Origin of the sequence: Streptomyces sp. SID3343 (genome assembly GCF_009865215.1) — a bacterium.
GTDB lineage: Bacteria > Actinomycetota > Actinomycetes > Streptomycetales > Streptomycetaceae > Embleya.
The window spans coordinates 1-3,236 of record NZ_WWJX01001568.1 but is presented as its reverse complement, the minus strand read 5'-3'; the positions used below and the strand labels follow the sequence as shown (position 1 = coordinate 3,236).

Here is a 3,236-nt window from a genome sequence, read left to right as displayed (position 1 = left end):
CGACGGCGGCGCCGAGGGCGCGGACGAGCCACGCGTTCACGGACAGGCTCTCGCGCGTGGCGGCTGCCTCGATCCGGACCTTGAGGTGCTCGGGGAGGCGCAGGTTGATCCGGGTGATGGCCTCGTCGTCCTCGGTTCGGGGCGGCGCGGGCGGCGCCGGGGGGGCCGGCGCGCTGCCTTGCGCGGCTTCGCCGAACGACGGGTCGGTGGGCGGTGACGTCACGACGAACTCGGGGTCGAGTCCGCGCAGTCGGACGTCGACCGAACCGGGCGCCAACTCGCGGGTGATCTCGCCGGCGGCGTCCGAGAGTGCGTTCAGCAGCGTCAGCCGCATCGTCGACTCCAGTGGTGCGGTCAAGCGCTCGGCCAGCGCCCGGGCGTCTTCGCCCCCGGCCTCCGCGGCGACCGCGAGCTCGGAGCGGAGATGATCGATGTACGGCCTCAAGTCCATGGCATCATCATGATGCCAAAATGGCACTATGGCAAGCCTCGGGTGGTCTGGTGGTGGCGCCATGGCCGTTCGAACCGCCCTCCACCTGCGGTTCGGCGGGAAAGCGGTGTGTGGGTGAAGGGAGAGCGGTGGGCGGCCCCGGGCTGCCTTACCTCGCTCCGTCGACTGCCGCGCAGGCGGTGATTCCACGGCGCGAACGCTTCGAGTCACTAGGATGATCGGAGTGATCATGGGCTCGCGCGACGGCGACGGCGACGGCGACGGCGATCGTGATCAAGGTCGGTATCGGTATCGGGACCGAGGCCGGGTCGGGATGTCGGACCAGGATCGGGGGCCCGGACCGGGGCCCGGATCGGGATCGCGAACGGTCGGCAGCAGTTGGGCGAGCCCCCGCCCCGCGCACTCGGTGAGGAACCATGACGACGACCGACGCAGCCCTCGAACTCCTGCCCGCCACGCGCCGCGCCCTGCGGCATCGAATCGCGACCGGGCAGGCCGAGGGGCGGACGCCGTCCCTGGTCGGCGCGGTGTTCCGGGACGGCCACCGGGTGTGGGGCGAGGGGCGCGGACTGGTCGACGGCCGGCCGCCCGTCGCCGACGACACGCAGTATCGGATCGGCTCGATCACCAAGACGTTCGTCGCCGTCCTGATCATGCGCCTGCGCGACGACGGCCTCCTCGACCTCGCGGACCCGCTCGACAAACACCTTCCCGACATCGACACGCGCACGGGTACCGGTACGGGCACCGACATCGCCATGGACACGGGCGCAGGCAGGGCCACGGGTACCGGCACCGGTACGGCCGCGGACACGGACACGGACACCCGCGTCGGTCACCTCACCATCGCCGAACTCCTCGCCCACACCTCGGGGTTGGCCGCCGAGCCGCCCGGTCCCTGGTGGGAGCGCGTCCCCGGCACGTTGCGCCCCGGACTGGCCGACGTGATCGGTGACGACCCGCTGCGCCACCCCGCCGGCCGGCTCTTCCACTACTCCAATCTCGGCTACGCGCTGCTCGGCGCCGTCGTGGCGAAACTGCGCGGCAGGCCGTGGGGAGACGCCCTGCGCGACGAGATCCTGATCCCCCTGGGGATGACCCGCACCGCGCTCGACCCCACGGCGCCGTACGCCCGCGGCTTCGCCGTCCACCCCTGGGCCGACGCCCTGCTGCCCGAGCCCGAGCAGGACACCGGCCTGATGGGCCCCGCCGGACAGCTCTGGTCGACGGCCGCCGACCTGTGCCGCTGGGGCGTCGCCCTCGCGGGCGGCGAAGCGGACGTGCTGCGCCCGGAGACCGCGGCCGAGATGCGCGTCGGGGCCTCCGCGTCGTTGGCGGCCACTCCGCAAACGACGTACGGCCTGGGCATCCAGATCCTGCGCGTCGGCGACCGGGTACTGATCGGCCACGGCGGCTCCATGCCCGGCTTCCTGGCCAGTCTGTGGGTCGACCCGGACGACCACCTCGGCGCCGTCGTCCTGGCCAACTCCACGTCGGGCCCCGCGACGCACGCGATCGCGGCCGACCTGATCGACGCCGTCACCGAGCACGAGCCGCGTATCCCCGCCGCGTGGACGCCACTTGCCGACGTCGACGACGTGCTCCTTGCGATGACCGGCCCGTGGTACTGGGGCACGTTCCCCTTCGTCCTGCGCCTGACCGCCGACCGCGGCCTCGACCTGGCCCCGCTCGTCGGCCAGGGCCGCGGCAGCCGACTTCGCCCGCGACCCGACGGCACGTGGATCGGCCTCGACGGCTACTACACCGGCGAGATCCTGCGCCCGGTGTACGACGCCGACGGCAGGCTCACCCACCTCGACCTCGGCACCTTCGTCTTCACCCGTACCGCGTACGACCCGGCCGCCCCGATCCCGGGCGACGTCGACCCGAACGGCTGGCACGCGGGCTGAGGCACGACCGGCCCGGCCGCGGCCGACTCCGGTCCCGCCCCGGTCCGTGTGGCGATTGCGGGGCCGGCCCCCGCGTGGGCGAAGGACGGTGGGCGAGTACGTTCGTGATGCACGTGTTCTGCCGATGTGTCTGTCGGTCGCGCGGTCGCGCGGTCGATCGTGGGAACGGCTGTGCGTTCGGTCGCACGGTCGGTCGTGAAGTCGGCTGTGCGCCGTTCGGTCGCGTGGTCGCTCGCGTGGTCGATCGTTGGGTTCGGCGTAGGTTCGTTCGTTTGTGAGGGGTACGTCTGATGGTTCGCGTTCCTGCTGCCGGTGTCGCCGCGGTCGGGCTGGTCGGCGGCTACGCCGTTGCCCGTTACACGAAGAAGCGGGCGTTGGGGGGTGCGGTACTGGCCGCGGCCGGCGCGGTCGCGGCCAGGGAGTGGCAGGCGAAGGCCGGTACGCCGACGGCCGCCGCGTTGGTGGGGCTGTACACGGTCGGCTTCGGGGCCTCGCACCCGCTCGCCAAGAAGATCGGCGCCTGGCCGTCCGTGTTCACGGTGGCCGGGACCGTGGCCGCCGCGTCCTACGCGTTGGCGGAGCGCAAGGGCTGAGCCGACGCGACGCCCGACCGCGCTGTCCGGCGACGATGTCGGCAGCGGCATGCGCGCCGGCAGCGGCATGCCCCGGCGGAGACGTCGACGGCGGTGTCGGACGGCGACAGCAAACCACGACGTCGAACCACGGCGTCGAACCACGACGTCCGAAAGGCGCCTGACATCGGCCGTCGGCTCTGGTGGACTGGCCCGCATGACGACTACGTATGACAAGGCCGTGCTGTTCCGTTCGCTGCACGCCGACGGCGACGTGCTCGCCTTGGCGAACGTCTGGGACGC

3 protein-coding genes are annotated in these 3,236 nt (G+C 72.6%); 2 read left to right on the top strand and 1 reads right to left on the bottom strand.

Annotation, left to right across the window (positions count from 1 at the left end; genetic code table 11):
* Window positions 1-451: toxin-antitoxin system HicB family antitoxin (locus GT354_RS50300; RefSeq protein WP_161364939.1), on the bottom strand; the 451-nt coding region annotated here is incomplete at its 3' end.
* 416 nt (window positions 452-867) lie between these two features.
* On the opposite strand from GT354_RS50300, the gene GT354_RS50295 reads away from it, so the two are divergent.
* Window positions 868-2,361, top strand: a complete 1,494-nt coding sequence (locus GT354_RS50295) for a serine hydrolase domain-containing protein (protein WP_161364937.1) — start codon at window positions 868-870, stop codon at window positions 2,359-2,361.
* Between the two features lie 290 nt (window positions 2,362-2,651).
* A complete protein-coding gene (locus tag GT354_RS50290; protein ID WP_161364935.1) occupies window positions 2,652-2,954 on the top strand; it encodes a hypothetical protein in 303 nt (100 codons plus the stop codon).
* Window positions 2,955-3,236: the final 282 nt, after the last annotated feature.

Bases quoted from the DNA above. Each gene is read 5' to 3' on its own strand.
- GT354_RS50295 (WP_161364937.1), top strand. From the start codon at position 868: ATGACGACGACCGACGCAGCCCTCGAACTCCTGCCCGCCACGCGCCGC.
- GT354_RS50290 (WP_161364935.1), top strand. From the start codon at position 2,652: ATGGTTCGCGTTCCTGCTGCCGGTGTCGCCGCGGTCGGGCTGGTCGGC.